This window comes from Sphingobacterium athyrii (assembly GCF_003071065.1).
GTDB lineage: Bacteria > Bacteroidota > Bacteroidia > Sphingobacteriales > Sphingobacteriaceae > Sphingobacterium > Sphingobacterium athyrii.
This window is the reverse complement of sequence record NZ_QCXX01000001.1, coordinates 1,267,646-1,282,985: the sequence shown is the minus strand read 5'-3', so window position 1 is coordinate 1,282,985 and position 15,340 is coordinate 1,267,646. Positions and strand designations below refer to the sequence as shown.

Genomic DNA, 15,340 nt, shown 5'->3' with positions numbered 1-15,340 from the left:
AGGTGCCAATCCGTCGATAATCAAAGCTTAATAAAAAATTAATATTTGTAACTAACATAGGTACAAGTGTTTATGTCTTCTGTTTCAAGTAGTACGTTCTTCTTTATCGAGAAAGACGACCCTTATTCTATGAAATATCAATTTCGCAGCAAATTAACAAAATTGATTGCATGATATGAAAAGAACGTTATTCTTTTTGATTTGGTTGATGCCTATTTTTCTACAGGCACAACAAATCACAGGAGCTGTCACTTCAACGACCGATGAGGTATTGCCCGGAGCAACAGTACAAGTTGGAAAGGTTGCGACACAAACCAATCTTGAGGGTAAATTTACGTTGATCTTAAAAGAAAAAGGACGTATCCAACTTTCCATTTTCTACACCGGTTACCAGGGATTCACACTGGATACAGTAGTTTCCACAGAAGGTATCCATTTGGGAAACATTAAATTACAACCCTCAAACAATAGCTTGGGTGAGGTCATTGTAGTAGGCTCTTCTGCCGGCTCTCAGCTTAAAGCACTGAATATTAAAAAGAGTGCAAATGCTATTATGGAGGTGCTGGCTGCTGATGCCATTGGTAAACTGCCAGATCGAAATGCAGCAGAAGCCGTCCAACGTATTCAAGGCGTCTCTATCGAACGGGATCAAGGCGAGGGAAGGTATGTTTCGGTACGGGGTACACCTATCCAATGGAGCGCTTCACTGTTAAATGGAAATAGGCTTCCTTCTGCTAGTCTCGATTATGCGGACAGAAGAATTCAGATGGATATTTTTCCATCCGAAATGATTCAATATGTACAATTGTCAAAAGCGATCACGCCTGATATGGAAGGAGATGCCATTGGTGGCTCGATCAATTTTATTACCAAGACAGCGCCACTTAAGCGTACGCTCAACATCAGTGCTGCCGGTGGATACAATGGGCAGTCTCAAAGAGCATCATATAATGGCTCTCTTCTCTTTGGCGATCGTGTTGCCAAGGGAAAATTGGGCTATATCCTTTCGGCAGTGATCTGGGACCGAACAGCCGCCCAAGATCGATACAATCTAAATTATGATTTTGGAAACAGCAATGCGAGCCAAGCTTTTTCTATTACCGATCTCCAATTACGCGATTATATAGCCCACAGACGCACCATTGGGTTTAATGGAGGTCTTGAATATGCTTTCAATGAAATGCATAAAATTATCTTCAAGGGACTTTATAGTGAGTACCTGGATGCGCAACGGGTGCGTGAAAATTATTTTTATTTTAATACTAAAACAGCAACTATAACAACGCGAGCCGCGGATTATCATACAAATCTTTATTCCGGAGAGCTGAGCGGACAATCGAATTTTTCTGAAAAGATAGGATTGGATTGGTCCTTTAGCATGGATAAATCTGCATTTAAATTTAAAGATCCGGACTACTATCCTATGGCGACTTTCTCTCAAAAAGTTTCTTACGATGGTATGGCTGCAGATGGGAAGAAATACCTCGCCATGGACTCACCGGATGGAGAGGGGGACTATATTGACAAAATTCTACCACAGCTTTCATCTACCACCCCTATTAGTGCTGAGGCTATGAAGTTAACACAAGTTGTCAATATCAGGAGCAAAAACCAGGAGAGTAACAAACGTGCTGGAATCAATTTAAAATATACGCCTAGCAGTTCGCTTACCATCAAAGTTGGTGGAAAATTTATTCATAAGGACAAAAACGTAGAAAATCCCTATAGCGTTTATGTGGCAGGTGTCTCAGGACCAGCTCCGGCACTCGCCGGTTTAGGCACTGAACCCTATCCATATCGTGGCGGTTTTTTGACCGAAATTGGATCACCTTACAGCAATGTGCTTATCGACCAGATGTCGATGGAATCAGTCAGACAGCTTGCCTCGCCAGCAGGGATTGCAGACAATAAGCTGTACCCTTTCCGCGTTGATTCTGCTGAAAACGCCTCAGGTGCAGCTAACTATTACAGTGGAAGAGAAAATGTATACGCCATTTATGGCTCTGCTGAATACAAATTGACTGATCAGCTTACAGTAATTGCAGGTATACGAAACGAATACAACAAAGTCACTTTCTCTGGCAGCAAAGTATCTACTCTCGGAGACAAATCCACTCAAGTCGAGGCCATTAATCAGGACAATAGCTACAACGCCTTTCTACCTATGTTGCACCTGAAGATCAATGCGACTGAAAATGATCTTATTAGACTGGCATTTACGCGAAGCTTCGCGCGTCCCGATTTTGGAAACCTCAATCCGGGTACAACCCAAGACGATATCAACCGGATCATTACACGGGGAAATCCCAACTTGAAACCTACTTTTGCCAGCAACTTTGACCTGATGGCTGAGCATTATTTCGGTGGTATTGGTATGGTGTCGGTAGGAGCATTCTATAAAAAACTTTCCAATTTGATTTATTCAAATCAATCTACCCAAAATATCAATGGTGTCATGTTCAATGTAAACGAACCGGATAATCTCCAAAATGCTTGGTTAGCAGGTTTTGAAGCCGGGATATCCAAGCGATTTGTCGATTTACCGGGGATATGGAAAGGATTTGGTATAGATGCCAACTACACGTTTACAGATTCTAAGGCTAAAGTTCCGCGCTTTGACAAGGGAAAACGAATAGAAGATGAAAGCGTGATTCCCAAGCAGGCTAAACACATTTTCAATCTTTCCCTAATCTTTGAAAATAGCAAATTTATGGCCCGTATTGCCGGAAATTACAAAGGAAAATACCTCGATGCCATTCGGCAGATTGCCGGACCTGAACATTACCGGTGGTATTCGAGCAATTTTTCAGTGGACTTTTCTTCTTCTTATTCGATTAACTCCAAGTTCAGAATATTCGCTGAGTTAAATAACATTACTGGTGCCCCAGTACGCTATTATCATGGTGTTTATGATCGTGCAGAACAAGCCGAATGGTATTCTGTACGCGGCCAGGTCGGAATCAGCGCAAAACTTTTTTAAACAATAGCAATATGAAATTAAAACAAATCACTTTCATCAAAGTATCCTTGCTTTCGCTGGGTATAGGAACAGCCTTTGCTCAGCAGCCCGAGTTATCACAGCTTGATCAGCTCAAGATTAATCAGATTCAGGTGCTTGGTACACACAATAGTTATGCAAGGCCAGTAGATCCACGTCTCGCGGCATATGCTGACCCCATTTTTTCGAAAATGTCGGAGAAGATGGCAACACTATTTCCTCCTGATAAACTGAGCTCATTTAAAGAATTCCATCCCAATCCAATGACAATGAGTGAAGGGTTGAAATACGATCACCCAGCGTTTGACGTACAACTTGATAGCGGTATCAGAAGTTTAGAAATGGATGTATATTACGATCCCACAGGACATCGGTTTGATAGACCTGCCGGATATGAAGTACTAAATAAAATGGGAGTTTCGGATCTGGCTCCATATCAAAAAGAAGAGCTGGAAAAACCCGGTTTCAAGATGCTACATATAGCGGATTTTGATTTTCGATCACATTATGCCTCCTTCCGTAGCGGGCTTATAGCTTTGCGGGCTTGGTCAGAAAAGAACCCCGGACACCTACCTGTTTTCATTATGGTCGAAGCTAAAGATAAGGGCATTCCGCTTTTCCCCAATAGTGCCGATATACTTCCATTTGATGAAAAAGCTTTTGATGAGTTGGATGCCGAAGTTGTCGAGGTGTTGGGAAAAGAAAAGCTCATTACACCTGATAATATACGTGGGGATTACAGTACTTTGCGTGAAGCAGTGCGTGCTGGTCATTGGCCCAGTGTCAAGGCATCCCGTGGAAAATTTATTTTCTTGCTACTGCCAACAACAGCAGGGATGAATCTTGAATCTGCTTATACCAAAAACAGACCTAATCTTGAAAAGCGGATGATGTTTGTGCAGTCAAATCCCAATGATAGCTTTGCATCTTTTGTTCTGTTGGATAATGCGCTGGTTCGTCAACAGGAAATTCAGGATCTGGTGCGAGCAGGGTATATCGTTAGGAGTAGATCCGATATTGAAACATATGAAGCCAAGATCAACGATTACAGTAGGGCAGATGCGGCATTTAACAGTGGCGCTCAAATTGTTTCTACAGATTTTTTTAGACCAGGAAACGGTTACCATACTTCCTATTATGTAAAACTGCCAAACAGTAAGGTTGCACGCCCAAATCCTATAAACAGTATGATGAAAAAGTCCAAGCATATGGGATCTGTAAAGTGATAGATATACTGGCAGCTATGCTAATACTATTGAAGAACGTGAGAAATCAAGGTCGTTTGGAAAAAATTCCGAGCGACTTTATGCTTTGTAGTTTATTGCTGCCTGAGATTCATAGCCCAGTATTTATAATTGCATAAAGGAAGGTATCCAGTAAATAAGGAATTTATGCCAGACCAGGAAAGGGGGCTGTTTTGAAGTAAAAAAATGAACCCCAAGATTTTTATTTCCTGGGGTATAATGGCTATTCGTCTATATCATTATGAGGATTATGACTTTGCCCCCATTCCTTTCCTTCATGTGAATGTTCAGGTCGATGGGAGTTTGAGCCTGCAGCAATTCCCTGCTCTAGTTCGATCACAGATATGTGGATCTGCGGTGTGCAATAACTTTGTTTCTTGTCCATGATTTTGTTTTTTTTAATTGTGTAATTATTTGTTTTAGTTATACCATATAGCTAAAGACTTTATATAAGTGTGATTTAGCTAGTCTTCGCTTTATATGTTTTTCTTTAACTTCTAAAATTTCGTGTTACAATTATATTGGTATCCTTTTGATTAACTATGATGTTTTTAGGTCTATGAGTTTGGTTGTAGAGAAATGTTTACAGTTTTTAATATAGATGTTTTAATATATTGTAATTTAAATTGCGTGATTATGGGCTGAGGGTTATTTGGAGTAGGATCTAAGAGCGATGCTCATTTTTACCCAGAATAAAAGTTTAAGTATCCCTTTGTAACGGGGATTTGCTAACCTAATACTCTCTTTCATGAGTACTGTCTTTATTCTTTAATGCAGTGATCATTTCGTGCCGCAATGAAGTGTTGAGTGCAGGTGTTGGCAGGCTTGTTATAATGCAATCGTTAGGATCTGTGGCATCACCGTTAGCAACTAATTGAAACCATGCCATAATCGTATTTCTTCTATTTCAAGATTTTTGTTCGAAAAGAGGACATTAAGTGCCCTAAAAATCATTTACGTCGCACATATAATTGCTTCGCCCGACGATTTGATCGCACCAACATATTTAAAGGCGTGCCGGGTATAATGATAGTTACAAGACCCTTTCTTGTACTTGTCTGGTACGCTGACCGTATCGCGCTTTCTTACAGACTTCCATAAAAAAAAGCTAATCTCTTGATTAGCTTTTTTTTATGGAAGTTTGTGAAATTTAAAAATTCATAAGACCATTTGCGCCCAGCGCCATGTAAAGATTGATTCTTTCGATCCCCGCTGTTGGCAGATATCTCGTCGTTGCGAAAATAAAGACGTAGGCAGCTTTTGTTAAAAAAACGATTTGAAATAGCACTCGCTCGTTCCTCTTTATTGACTCAACGCTCAAATATGTTAGGATATCCGCTAACTGGTCTTTCGTTAACGATACAGGAAGAAAGCTAATTTTCCAGGATTGTCTTGATATATCCTTTTCGCAATTCAGCAGGAAATAGATCAAGATGTCTTTTTAGACTTCCTGGACTTTCATCAAACGACATTACTGTTAAAAATTCATTCTCAATGGCGTTGCGGGTATACTGGTTCCCACCCTGATAAAGCAGATTAACAACCTTTGCTATTTCCTGCACGCGTTCGATTTCATTTTCCGATCCTGAGTGGATCTTTTGCATACATACTTCCGCCAATTTATGAAGTAGTTCATAGTCTGCGAGGGTATCATCTATGCGTTCGATATCCGACATAAGGTCATTGGCTTCAGGAGCCCATTGGCATATGGTATTTATAATTTTTGTTTTCATTTAATTATTCCTTTTTTATTGGCTGATAAGATTTCAGTCTACATACTATATTTTTTCAAAAAAATCAATTGCATTTATAAATAGACCGAAATGGGCTAAACCCGCTAGCGCCAAAATTATTGTCATCATGTTATTAAATTATGCCTCACTTAACTCTTTGAAAATTGCCCCGAAAATCAACACCACTATAAATGCGAAAAACAAAAGATGATATGATTTTAGCCATTTTGGAAACTGGGGAGGTTTTTTCCGTTGTCGCCATTTTACATTTTCTTTTTTCATTTCTAGTTTCTTTTCTATCCCCTATGCCAAAATCTATTCCATTCTGGAGTTTTTTTATTTAAGTTTTTGTATATAAAGGTGTTATATTGTTTTTAGGTAGATAATATATACAAAAAACGATCATTTTGATAGGGTGATTATCAATATGATAGGCTGACATTAATTTTACTTTGATCTATGTAGGATTAGGTACTTTATTCGTATATTCACTTTTTCGTGAAGATCCCTTTTACGGAGAATGGTCTCTTTTTGGTCTGGTATTTACATTGCCGGTAACTATTGTAAGTTTTGGATACCGTAATGCCGAAGCAGATCTCCTTTGCCCAATATTTATCATTCAGGTGATTATGTTTGTGCTTACTTTTTTTATCCTGAGTCGTTTATTAAAGGTAAAAAGGAACTAAAATAGCTGTTGAAAATGAGAACGAAAAACTTTTGATAGAAAGATACTATAGGATAATTAAATGGACAATATAAACTCAAACTTTATCTATCTCGACTACAATGCGACCACCCCGGTAGATGAGCGTGTTTTGAATGAGATGCTTCCATTTTTTAGGACGGGATATGCTAATCCAAGTGGTTCGCATCTGTTTAGTTTAACCATACAGGATGCAATGGATCAGGCGAGCGAAAACATTGCTGATAGACTGAGTACACTGCCCCAAAATATTATTTTTACTTCGGGTGCGACTGAATCAATTAACTTGGTCCTAAAGGGACTCCAATTTTCGCCAAAAAAACATATTGTCAGCATTTCCACAGAGCACAAAGCTGTTTTGGAAAGCTGCACTTTTATGGAGCGATTGGGATTTGAAGTTTCCTTTCTAAAGGTAGATCATCAAGGTATGCTCGATCTCAGATTGCTTAAAGAAAGCATTCGCGAGGATACGCTGTTGATTTGTACCATGCTCGTGAATAATGAAACGGGTATTATCTTACCGATAAAACAGATCTGTGAAATAGCGCATCAAAGCCATGCACTTGTTTTATGTGATGCAACACAGGCAGTTGGGAAAATGAATATAAGTCTTCAGCATGTAGATGTGGATTTTATGGCTTTTTCAGCACACAAATTTTACGGACCGAAAGGGATAGGGGGGCTGTATACCGCCAGTCGGGTTAAAGAGCAGGTGATACCTCAAATCCATGGAGGCGGACAACAACAAGGCTGGCGTAGCGGCACTGTCAATACCACCGGCATCATTGGGATGGCTGCAGCTTTGCGAATTGCGCTGGAAGACTTAGAAGTAGATCAACACCATATAAAACAGCTTCGAGATCACTTCGAGAGCGAACTCCTCACTATTCCAGATACATTCATAAATGGAAGTACGTCCCATCGGTTATTCAACACGACAAACATCTGCTTTAAAGGTGTACTGTCAGACCAGCTGATTACGCGATTGGGTACAATTTCGGTATCCAGTGGTTCGGCCTGTTCTGCGGTGACCTCAAGACCCTCACATGTGCTCAAGGCTATGGGGCTGTCAGATTTGGATGCCTTATCATCCATTCGATTTAGTCTGGGCCGATTTACGCGTGAAGCGGAAATCAGCCAGACCATTATGCGGGTCAAACAGCTTGTCGAAAAGCTGAGGACTTAATGTCCAACATTTGCTCTCACTTGAAAGACATGCAACACCTGTGGAAATAATGCGCCTACACTTTCGCGTACACCGTTAGGTGACCCCGGCAGGGTAAGCACCAACATGCGATCAACAAATCCTGAAATACCTCTGGACAACATAGCCGTTTTAACACGCTGCTGTCCGTATTGTCTTGCTGTTTCCATAATTCCGGGAATATTTTTGGTAATATATGGCATCACAGCATCTGGTGTAATATCTCGATCCGAGAGTCCTGTACCACCCGTGAAGACCAGAAGATCTATGCCGGCTTGCCCATAGTGTTCCAGACGTTCTTGTATCGCATTCCTTTCGTCAGCAATTACCGCATAGGCAATATCGTGTAAGCCTTGTTGCTCCAAAAGATCGCAAAGAAGCCTGCCTGAGATATCTTCTTTATCTCCTCGAGCTACCGAATCGCTACAAACTACGACTGCAGCTTTAAGATCCGTGATCCAAGGTTGGGAATCATTGCTCTTCCCTCCTCGTTTCTCAAGTAATCGGATACCACCAATCTCCACCTGTTTGTCTATGGGTTTTAGCATATCATAAATAACAAGAGCTGCAACAGATGCTCCGTGCATGGCTTCAACCTCAACACCAGTCTTATAGACCGTATGTACTTCAACCTCTATATGAATTTGCAAGTCCGATAGGGTATACCGGATAGCTGCATATTCTACTGGTAAAGGGTGACAATCTGGAATCATATCGCCAGTTTTCTTGATTGCGAGTAATGCAGAGGCACGTGCAAATTCAAATATGTCGCCTTTCGGAACCTGTCGTTGTTCAATAAGCTTGATGGTATTTTCAGAAGAAACAAGTACCGTGGCCATTGCTGTTGCTTTCCTTAAAGTCGCACTTTTATGTGTAATATCAACCATATTATTTATTAATTTTCCATTGATGCGTATCGTCTTCAAATAGTTCTTTCCCCCAGATGGGCATTTCCTTTTTTATACGTTCAACAAGTTCGTCACAAGCATCCATCGCTGCGCGTCTATGTGCTGAAGATGTGAATACAAAGAAGCAAATTTCGCCAACCCGTACTTCACCTTCACTATGATAAACATGCATACAGGCTAATGGATACTTATCAAATACCGCTTCGCGAATCTCTGCCATTTTAAGCAGGGCCAGTTCTCGATTTGTCGTGTAATCGATGGATTTTACAGCCTTTCCATCGATCTGATCTGCTCTAATCTGTCCAAGAAAGATACTATGTGCACCTATTTTAGGTTTATTGTGATGCTGTGAGATAGCTTCAGCAACCAAAGTGGCCGGAATGGGTCCTTGAAAAAATATGTCGTTTTTTTGTTTAGTCATTTATATAGTTTTCTAAGGCAATCATGCCGCCGTTCAAATGGAATATTTGTTGTCCGGCATCCGCCTGCTCATAAAAATACCGGGCAGCTATCAGGCTCCGTTTTCCGCTCTGACAGATAAAAATAACACGTGTACTATCTATTTTTTTGATTTGTGCTGATAATGTAGAAAGCGGAATGGATAGATGTGGATGTGACAGGCGCGGAAGTTCATTTGGATCGCGCACATCGACAAGGACAACATCTTCTGCAGACCACATTTCAACGAACTCTTTTGCATCTATCGCCTGTATTAGTTGGCTCTCCGATGCACAGTATTGTTCATAATTAAACGTACTCAACTCTGCTAAAGTTTGTGGGTAAACAGTTCCTGCGGATGCCGTTAAGGGTATTTCAAAGATAAAGCTGCTATTATCAAGCATATTGACCGTCATTAATTTATTAATCAAAGCGATACCAACACCGGTTAACAACTTGATGGCTTCGGTTGCTTGTAATATTCCGATCATACCGGGCAATACACCCAATACCCCTGCTACATTACAATCTGGAGCTTCCAAGGGTGTTGGAGCTGTAGGAAACAAATGCCGATAGTTTGTCTTGATTCCTTCTTTATCGGCCACATTGAATACAGCTACTTGTCCCTCATATTGGTAGATTGCAGCAAAAATCAATGGTTTATCTAATAAGCGGCAAGCATCGCAAAGTAGATATCGCGCAGCAAAATTATCTGTACAATCCATGATCAGGTCGTACGAACGGATCAGGTCGGCGACATTATTTGAATACAATTGTTCTACCCAATAGCGGATCTCAATTTCAGGATTCTGCTGCCTGAGCTTATTAGCCGCTACCTCAGCTTTAGCTCGACCGATGTCGTCGGTATCATACAGAACCTGACGGTGCAGGTTGCTCAATCCGACATGATCATGGTCTATGATACCAAGTGTTCCAACCCCTGCCGCTGCCAGATATTGGAGTACAGGGCAACCCAGTCCTCCGGCACCAACGACGAGTACGCGGGCAGCTTGCAGCTTTTTTTGGCCTAATTCACCAAAACCCGGGAGGATATAATGCCTCGAATACCGTTCATTTCGCATCGCTTATCCTCCTGAATAGGGTGGCATTAAGGCAACGATATCATTTTCTTGAAATGTCACTGCTGTCTTAACAATGGTATTGTTCACGGCTATCAATAGGCTACGCTGTGCTAATTCAGCATGGTCGTGCGTTAATGTTGCCAATAACTCTGTCGTATCGTTGGCTGTTATATAAAACTCCTTTGCCAATATATCTGTCAAGGAGCCAAAGGTCTTTACTTGAACTTTCATATTTTAATTCATTTTTTTTCAAATTTTCACCTCTTTCATTCAGCTTCGCCCCATCCCACAATCGAAAGACGTGTTATTTATGCTTATTTTATCCAATTCGGAGAAATAGAGTCATATTGTTTTTTAAATTTATTAAGCCGAGGTAAATAGCAATTTATAGGCTGCAACAAACAGTACTGTGGCAAGTACGTATTTTAAAGCATCCTGTTTTAGTTTTTTCGATCCGAGATAGGCTCCTAACAGGCCACCAAGGAATGCAACTGCAATATACCCCCACATATGGGCATTGAACGATACACCTTTTGTCAGCATACCCCCAAGTCCCGACAATGAATTTACGAAAATAAATGCAGCACTGATAGCTGCAGTTTGTTTTTGATCTGTCCATTTAAGCAGGATCAGAAAAGGGGAGAGGATAATTCCACCGCCAATACCAATCATGCCTGAAAGTAGTCCTACAATGCCACCAATTGCCAGTGCACCATAACTGTTGTACGGTTTGAGCTCATCTTCGGCTGGACTTCTGAAAAAGAAAAAACGAAAAACCGGAAAGAGTAGCAGTAGTCCCAGCAACCTCTTGTACAAATGATCTTCTAAGGTAATCATACCGCCTATAAATGCCATGGGAACAGAGGTGATGGCTACCATCAAAAACAAATTTCGTTTGAAATAATGACCCCTGTAATATTGTATAAAGGATGTTAAAGAAACAAAGAGGTTAAGTACCAGTGCTGTAGGTTTCATCTCCTGCGGTGCGATCCCATAGATTGCCATCAATGCTAAATAGCCACTTGCACCACCGTGCCCTACTGATGCGTAAAGAAAAGCCAGAATAAAAAGGAAAAAATAAAAAAGCTCAAATTGCATGGCGCGATTACGTTAAAAGATGGATAAAAACTTCGTCTCCAGCGGCACAACCATTGCTCTCCTCCTCGAGAATCAGCAGGCAATTGGCCTGTGCGTAGGATTGGAGGCGATAAGACTCTTGCGCGTGTAAAGGTTCAACAGTAAGTCCGTCGTATCGTGCCTTAAGGAAATGAGTTAAACCGGGCTTTTTACTATAAGCATGTGTTGTATGGGTTTTGATGGAACGTGTTCGCTCCGGAAGTTGCATGATACGCTCTAATGCAGGAGCGACGTAGAGGTAAAAACAGGTTAGGGCAGAGGACGGATTGCCGGGTAGCCCAAACACCAGCTTTTCATTTTGTGTGCCAAAAAAGAGGGGTTTTCCCGGTTTTTGTCGGATACGATGAAAACGCTGTTTAATACCGCAGTCCTTAGCCACATCCACCACGTAATCGTAGTCACCTACGCTGACACCGCCAACTAAAAGAACAATATCAGCTTCATCCAATGCATTCTCCAAAGCTGCCCGAAGTTGGCTTCTGTCATCCGGTACATGCCGACTTTCGACATGCAGTATGCCTAGCTGCTGCAGTGCGGCTTTTAGCTGATAGGAGTTAGACTCGTAAACTTCCCCATATCCAAGTATTGTACCAATAGGTTTCAGTTCATCTCCGGTTAGAATAAGTTGTATCCGCGGTGGCGCAGTAACAAGAACATCCCTGCATCCGATGCCTGCGAGATAGCCAATAGCCGCCGGGGTCAATGCTGTTCCTGTGAGCATGGCGATACTGTCTGCCAGAACTTCTGACCCTGTAGGGCGTACATTGTCCCCCAACTGGAGGGTTTCATCGCTAATCCGGATTGTATTTGCGTCACTCAAAACTACTTTTTCCTGCATCACCACCGTATCTGCTCCTCGAGGCAACGGAGCTCCAGTATAAATGCGCATCGCCTGTCCCTCTGTCAATATTTTTTCAACCGTGGTACCTGCGGGAATTTTGTCTACGACAGGAAGTCCACGATCTTTGTCGCTATATCGAATAGCGTAACCATCCATCGATGACTGCGGAAAAGCAGGGATTGACTGCTCGGCAACAACGGTTTGGGCCAGCGTGTAGCCCAACCCTTCCGCTAAGGGAAGCCGTATTTGTTTTGGAGCAGGCAGATGATGATGGATAATATCTTTGGCCTGCTGAACACTGATAAACTGATGAGGTAGATTGAAATAATCTTCTTGCGTATCGATATCATACTTTGCGGGCTCATAAGAGAATATGACCCGATCGTCGGAAAATTGTTCGGCGACTTTTTTAGCTCCCTGTTGTCCCTCCAGGCGCATCAGATGTTCAAAGTATTTTTTGTCAAAAAGTACCGGGGCTCCCCATATTCCGGAAAAACCGGTTGCTACAATACCTTTATCAGTACTATTTGCCAATTGAATAAGTTGCTGAAAGACATGGCGGTCAACAAAAGGTTGATCACATAGACTGATTATACAACGGTCCAGATTGGGATGATGTTTTAGCAGATCGCTTAAGCCCACAACAATAGAGGTAGACATCCCTGTTGTCCAATGCGGATTGATTGCCACAGAGACATTACTTTCCTTCAATGCCGTATTGATTGGGTCAGGATAAGCACCTATCACGACAGATACCTTAACATCGGGTATTGCAAGAGCCTCCCTGCTGATACGTTTCAATAAAGTCTCACCCTCAAATTCGAGCAGTTGCTTAGGTAGGCCGAGCCGCGAAGAATTTCCGGCCGCCAATATGACTATACCTGTTTGCTTTGTCATCCGCCAATCGTTATCATACTCCGATTCTTGAGAAAATCGGTGTCAATATGTTCAAAATCTGTTGTTAATTGTCCCCCCAATTCTTTTGCTTTGGCGCTAATCGTAGCTCGGATCAATGGAAGCACTTCTTCGCCGGTCCGTAATGCTTTCAATAGATCGGTTTCACTTGAAGAAAATAGGCAATTTTTAAGTTTCCCGTCCGCTGTAAGCCGTATCCGGTTACATCCTGCACAAAAAGGGGCGGTCATTGTACTTATAATAGCAATACGCCCAGCATGTCCTACAATCGAAAATGCTTTAGCGGTATCGTGTGGACCTGCAGTGATCGGTTCTATGGGATAGCTCCGCTTGATAGTCGCTAAAATGTCGGCCTGTGTATATACTTGGTTGCTGGTCCATTTGTTACCACTGAATGGCATAAACTCGATAAAACGGATTTCTATTGGCTTCATCGCTGTCCATGCAACAAAATCTAAAATCTCATCGTCATTAACGCCTTTCATGACCACCATATTGATCTTGGTATGGATTCCATGTTCAAGCAAAAGGTCTATATTGGCACGCACACGGTCAAAATAATCTCTTCGGGTGATCTGAAAAAATCTTCCGGGTTGCAAGGTATCCAGACTGATATTGATGCTTTTGAATTTTGCGTCTACAATCTGAGACAACATGTCGTTGATACGGATTCCGTTGGTGGTTATATGGAGTTCAACCGGAAGTTTGGACAGACAGGCTATAATATTGGCTGCATCCTTGCGGACCAATGGTTCCCCCCCTGTTAGGCGTATTTTGCTGATTCCTTGATCGACAAACAATCGAGCTAATTGCTCAATTTCATCCACCTGCATCAATTTGTCATTCGGTGTAAAGCTATACTCTTCCTCCGGCATGCAATAGAAACAACGGAGGTTGCAATTATCGGTAAGCGATATTCTCAGGTAGTTGTGTATCCGTCCAAATGTATCCGTTAGCATGATTTCTAAATTATTGTAGGGTATTCAGTATGTATTTTCGTTTTGAGGAACTTTAATGAAGTTGCTGGCCTACAGTTCAGCACAGCTTTAATCTCTGCAACGATTGCTATGGCGATCTCTTCGGAAGTTTCGGCACCGATATCGAGTCCTACTGGGCCGTAGATAATGCTTCGTTGACTTTCAGTAATGGTTGTACCGGCCTCTTGCATATCGTCGAACATACGTAGTAATTTGATCTTCGGGCCCAATGAGCCAATGTAACGTGTCGACGTGTGCATCAAATCTTTAAGGAGTGCAAGATCGTAAGCATAGTTATGTGTCATTAACACAAAAACAGTCCATGGGTCTATGCTTAGATTAGTCGCGATCTCATGTGCCGGAGATACAAGAAGCTGAGCGGCTTTTGGGAAGCGCGAGGCATTGACATGGCTGGCACGTCCATCGATCACCGTAATTTCCCAGCCGAGCACATGCGCTATCTCTACGAGAGGTTGTGCATCATTACCAGCACCGGCAATAACCAAGTGCACGGTAGGAACGAGGTATTCAATGAGCACTTCGCTGCTTTCCCCTTTCTCCTGAAAGGAAGTGAGGACCGATTTCCGTTCTTTTTTTGCGAATTGAATATGTGCATGCAGTGCCGAATAGTGAGAATCTACGGCAAAAACCTGCTCCGTCAAATCTTTAATAAGTAAACGGGTTCCTTTTTGTTCTCCCTGTTTGTCTGTAGAAAAGAACGTAATCAACAAGCTTTCTTCACGCTGTTGGAGCAAGTGCTGCAGTAACGCGATTGGATGATCCGTTCGTTGAAGGTCTACATATTCGAAAAGAATATGAACTATTCCGTTGCATCCAAGTTGTAATCCGATTGACGAACCTTCCTCAGTATTCGTATCATAACTCACCAGTCGATTTTTCTGTTGATGGATAGTTAAGAGAGCCTTTTTTAGGGCATCTCCTTCCAGACATCCGCCGCTGATGGCTCCCGTCATTTGCCCGTCTTCTGTTACCAGCATGCGGGCCCCGGGTCTTCGATAGGAGGAACCTTCAACCTTAACCACAGTGGCAAGCACCATCCTGATATTTTCGGAAGCAGCTACACCTGCAGCTAAAACAATGTCTTTAATCTCTTTCATGCAAATACGGGCAAGGCATTGAAACTCGGATATAATGATTAA

At 41.9% G+C, this 15,340-nt stretch carries 13 protein-coding genes; 3 read left to right on the top strand and 10 right to left on the bottom strand.

Annotation, left to right across the window (positions count from 1 at the left end; all coding sequences use genetic code 11):
- The first annotated feature begins 175 nt into the window (after positions 1-175).
- Positions 176-2,980, top strand: a complete 2,805-nt coding sequence (locus DCO56_RS05525; protein WP_108632699.1) for a TonB-dependent receptor — start codon at positions 176-178, stop codon at positions 2,978-2,980.
- An 11-nt stretch (positions 2,981-2,991) separates the two neighbouring features.
- Positions 2,992-4,224, top strand: coding sequence for a Ca2+-dependent phosphoinositide-specific phospholipase C (locus DCO56_RS05520; protein WP_108632698.1), 1,233 nt, complete (start codon positions 2,992-2,994; stop codon positions 4,222-4,224).
- Between the two features lie 241 nt (positions 4,225-4,465).
- Here the strand turns inward: DCO56_RS05520 and DCO56_RS29195 are convergent, their stop codons facing one another.
- Both DCO56_RS29195 and DCO56_RS05515 read right to left on the bottom strand, forming a co-directional pair.
- The gene (locus DCO56_RS29195) at positions 4,466-4,627 is read right to left on the bottom strand and encodes a hypothetical protein (protein WP_181390462.1); all 162 of its coding nucleotides are present in this window, start codon (positions 4,625-4,627) and stop codon (positions 4,466-4,468) included.
- A gap of 988 nt (positions 4,628-5,615) precedes the next feature.
- Positions 5,616-5,975, bottom strand: a complete 360-nt coding sequence (locus DCO56_RS05515; protein WP_108632697.1) for a DUF7674 family protein — start codon at positions 5,973-5,975, stop codon at positions 5,616-5,618.
- 746 nt (positions 5,976-6,721) lie between these two features.
- On the opposite strand from DCO56_RS05515, the gene DCO56_RS05505 reads away from it, so the two are divergent.
- Positions 6,722-7,864 (top strand): cysteine desulfurase family protein, encoded by a 1,143-nt coding sequence (locus tag DCO56_RS05505; RefSeq protein ID WP_108632695.1) that lies wholly within the window; start codon positions 6,722-6,724, stop codon positions 7,862-7,864.
- Here DCO56_RS05505 and moaCB read toward each other — a convergent pair.
- The 8 genes from moaCB to DCO56_RS05465 all read right to left on the bottom strand — a co-directional run bounded on the left by moaCB (position 7,861) and on the right by DCO56_RS05465 (position 15,298).
- Positions 7,861-8,769 carry a bifunctional molybdenum cofactor biosynthesis protein MoaC/MoaB gene (gene moaCB / locus DCO56_RS05500; protein WP_108632694.1) on the bottom strand — a complete coding sequence of 303 codons (909 nt, stop codon included), beginning with the start codon at positions 8,767-8,769 and terminating at the stop codon, positions 7,861-7,863. The two genes, DCO56_RS05505 and moaCB, sit on opposite strands and share 4 nt — an antisense overlap.
- A 1-nt stretch (position 8,770) precedes the next feature.
- Positions 8,771-9,211, bottom strand: coding sequence for a molybdenum cofactor biosynthesis protein MoaE (locus tag DCO56_RS05495; RefSeq protein ID WP_108632693.1), 441 nt, complete (start codon positions 9,209-9,211; stop codon positions 8,771-8,773).
- Entirely contained in the window at positions 9,204-10,310 is a 1,107-nt protein-coding gene (locus DCO56_RS05490) for a HesA/MoeB/ThiF family protein (RefSeq protein ID WP_108632692.1), read from the bottom strand. Before DCO56_RS05490 ends, DCO56_RS05495 begins: the two co-directional genes overlap by 8 nt.
- A 3-nt stretch (positions 10,311-10,313) precedes the next feature.
- Entirely contained in the window at positions 10,314-10,541 is a 228-nt protein-coding gene (locus DCO56_RS05485; RefSeq protein WP_108632691.1) for a MoaD/ThiS family protein, read from the bottom strand.
- 132 nt (positions 10,542-10,673) lie between these two features.
- Entirely contained in the window at positions 10,674-11,408 is a 735-nt protein-coding gene (locus DCO56_RS05480) for a sulfite exporter TauE/SafE family protein (protein WP_108632690.1), read from the bottom strand.
- Between the two features lie 7 nt (positions 11,409-11,415).
- On the bottom strand, positions 11,416-13,185 hold the full coding sequence (locus DCO56_RS05475) for an NTP transferase domain-containing protein (protein WP_108632689.1): 1,770 nt from the start codon (positions 13,183-13,185) through the stop codon (positions 11,416-11,418).
- The gene (moaA, locus tag DCO56_RS05470) at positions 13,182-14,162 is read right to left on the bottom strand and encodes a GTP 3',8-cyclase MoaA (protein WP_108632688.1); all 981 of its coding nucleotides are present in this window, start codon (positions 14,160-14,162) and stop codon (positions 13,182-13,184) included. Before moaA ends, DCO56_RS05475 begins: the two co-directional genes overlap by 4 nt.
- A gap of 5 nt (positions 14,163-14,167) precedes the next feature.
- A complete protein-coding gene (locus tag DCO56_RS05465; RefSeq protein ID WP_108632687.1) occupies positions 14,168-15,298 on the bottom strand; it encodes an XdhC family protein in 1,131 nt (376 codons plus the stop codon).
- Positions 15,299-15,340: the final 42 nt, after the last annotated feature.

What these genes read in the sequence shown, in the direction of transcription:
- DCO56_RS05525 (WP_108632699.1), top strand. Translation starts at nt 176, where the DNA reads ATGAAAAGAACGTTATTCTTTTTGATTTGGTTGATGCCTATTTTTCTA.
- moaCB (WP_108632694.1), bottom strand. Translation starts at nt 8,769, where the DNA reads ATGGTTGATATTACACATAAAAGTGCGACTTTAAGGAAAGCAACAGCA.
- DCO56_RS05490 (WP_108632692.1), bottom strand. Translation starts at nt 10,310, where the DNA reads ATGCGAAATGAACGGTATTCGAGGCATTATATCCTCCCGGGTTTTGGT.
- DCO56_RS05485 (WP_108632691.1), bottom strand. Translation starts at nt 10,541, where the DNA reads ATGAAAGTTCAAGTAAAGACCTTTGGCTCCTTGACAGATATATTGGCA.
- DCO56_RS05465 (WP_108632687.1), bottom strand. Translation starts at nt 15,298, where the DNA reads ATGAAAGAGATTAAAGACATTGTTTTAGCTGCAGGTGTAGCTGCTTCC.
- DCO56_RS05520 (WP_108632698.1), top strand. Translation starts at nt 2,992, where the DNA reads ATGAAATTAAAACAAATCACTTTCATCAAAGTATCCTTGCTTTCGCTG.
- DCO56_RS05475 (WP_108632689.1), bottom strand. Translation starts at nt 13,185, where the DNA reads ATGACAAAGCAAACAGGTATAGTCATATTGGCGGCCGGAAATTCTTCG.
- DCO56_RS29195 (WP_181390462.1), bottom strand. Translation starts at nt 4,627, where the DNA reads ATGGACAAGAAACAAAGTTATTGCACACCGCAGATCCACATATCTGTG.
- DCO56_RS05505 (WP_108632695.1), top strand. Translation starts at nt 6,722, where the DNA reads ATGGACAATATAAACTCAAACTTTATCTATCTCGACTACAATGCGACC.
- DCO56_RS05480 (WP_108632690.1), bottom strand. Translation starts at nt 11,408, where the DNA reads ATGCAATTTGAGCTTTTTTATTTTTTCCTTTTTATTCTGGCTTTTCTT.
- moaA (WP_108632688.1), bottom strand. Translation starts at nt 14,162, where the DNA reads ATGCTAACGGATACATTTGGACGGATACACAACTACCTGAGAATATCG.
- DCO56_RS05515 (WP_108632697.1), bottom strand. Translation starts at nt 5,975, where the DNA reads ATGAAAACAAAAATTATAAATACCATATGCCAATGGGCTCCTGAAGCC.
- DCO56_RS05495 (WP_108632693.1), bottom strand. Translation starts at nt 9,211, where the DNA reads ATGACTAAACAAAAAAACGACATATTTTTTCAAGGACCCATTCCGGCC.